The 1961-nt window shown below is 28.8% G+C and carries 1 protein-coding gene; it reads right to left on the minus strand.

The window, feature by feature from the left end:
• Positions 1–128: 128 nt before the first annotated feature.
• Positions 129–1208, minus strand: a complete 1080-nt coding sequence (locus CKF58_RS08150; protein ID WP_119532756.1) for a S24 family peptidase — start codon at positions 1206–1208, stop codon at positions 129–131.
• Between the last annotated feature and the right edge of the window lie 753 nt (positions 1209–1961).

Here is a 1961-nt window from a genome sequence, read left to right on the forward strand (position 1 = left end):
TGATAAACAAGTAGTAAAAAGAGTTGAGCAAATGATGAAAATATTTAACAAAATGAGAAAAATATATAAAAATAAATAAAAAAACCTCTTATCAATCGATAAGAGGTAATAGAAAGTGTAAAAAAAAATTAAATTCTACTATTTTTATAAATAACGCAACCCACAATACTGAACTCATCAGCGGTCATCCTAACTTCTTTTAAGAACGGGTTGCCTGTTAGGACTATAAATGATCCATCATCTTGTTTAATTAAGCCTATTAACTGTACGGTGGAGAAAACGTTTAATTTTTTATTTTCAGTTATATAGTAATATCCATTATGTAAAAATTTATTAGTTTTATAGATACCTATTCTATCGCCAGGTCTTAAATTTGGTTGAAAACTATCATCAGTAATTTTAACTTCAATTATGCTTTTAGGAGGCAACTGATCCATATTAACAAAATAAGCAGTTTTACTAACGCCTTTGATTTCATACTCAAAGTTAAATCCGTCTTCATTATCTAAAAAATCAGTATCTTCACTATATGGTAATAATTCTGAATTCTCATAAATCGCATTGACTTCACTAGACTGGCTCATAAACTCGTTAAAATTATGATGAACTCCATTAGGACGTTTTACCCAGCCTTTCTCCTCGCAATACTCAAAGAACTCTTTATAATTTTCAGTTCTTAAGCCATATCTTAAGCATATGCGATTAAAAAAATCCACAGTCGTACGTTCAATGATACTCATATTTGCTTTTACAGAGTGAGCTGTATATCTAAGTTCATCTCCTAATTCCTCATAAGTGCAGCTGAACCCATCTTTTAAATCAGAGTAAAACTCTTGAACCTGCTCTTTAGTTAAAGAAATATAAGGTCCTACTGTGAAAACATTGGGATTGTAAGTGATATAAGGATTAATAGGTTTATCTGGATCATATTTATTATCCAGCATTAAACTATCATAATGGTAACCATAACAATCGCAAAAACTTAAAAATCTAGCTGCTTTAAAATTACGATACTTAGACGCAGTGCTAAAATTGCATTTTTCGAATGCTCTAAATAGCATTTTTTCGTTTCCATTGTATAAGTTCAATAATTTCTCCCTTACCATTTTATCGAACTTATCAGGTTCCATTAAATACCAATTAAGATCGCGATTAGCTATCTCTTTCGGATATTTATTTAATTTCAATAAAAAATCCATTAACGTCATAGTTGTGACCTTGATAATTGTCTATTTGTTAAAAAAGCAGTACTACAAAATGTAAGTAACTGTAAATTATTATAATACAAAACGAAAAAAGTGTTATAAATAAAAAGAAATGCTAATAGAATGCCAAAAACTGGTAACAAAATGATAATTTTAACGTTGATTTTAATCGATTGTTTGATATAATAAATATACAAAGATAAGAAAAAATATAACTAAATAGTAAGAGCGACACTCATAGTTATACTTATCTTTATAAGGAACTGGCACTGGTTACCTCGCAAGAGGTTGCCAGCTTTAATTCCTCATAGTTGTAGTCCTTTCATGGATAATACCGAAGATAGTTAATTAGTTATAGTTAGTCTTGTTAAGCGGGGTACTACTCCGCTTTTATTACCGATTTTCTTACTTTGATTTCATTAATTAAGCCTTTTCGTTTGTGATTTTTAGACCATACTATTCTTTATTTGATAAACTCATATAGTTGTGTGAACCCTAACCTATTGGTTAGGGTTTTTTTATTGCAGCTATTTTACAAAATGCTCTAAAGTGTTGATAATTAAGCATAAGCCTACAAAATAATATATTAACTTTTGCTAATATGAAAAAAATACCCATACAAACAAGTACGGGTATTAAATATAACGGAAATAATAAAATACGGAAAAATCAACAATATAATGTAAGAGGCAAATAAGCTAATTTTTGGTTTAGGTATCTATTTTTAGCAAAACCTTAAAAAAGTCAAGCAAAAAA

The organism is Psittacicella hinzii, from assembly GCF_003585935.1.
Lineage (GTDB): Bacteria > Pseudomonadota > Gammaproteobacteria > Enterobacterales > Psittacicellaceae > Psittacicella > Psittacicella hinzii.

What these genes read in the sequence shown, in the direction of transcription:
- CKF58_RS08150 (WP_119532756.1), bottom strand. Translation starts at nt 1,208, where the DNA reads ATGACGTTAATGGATTTTTTATTGAAATTAAATAAATATCCGAAAGAG.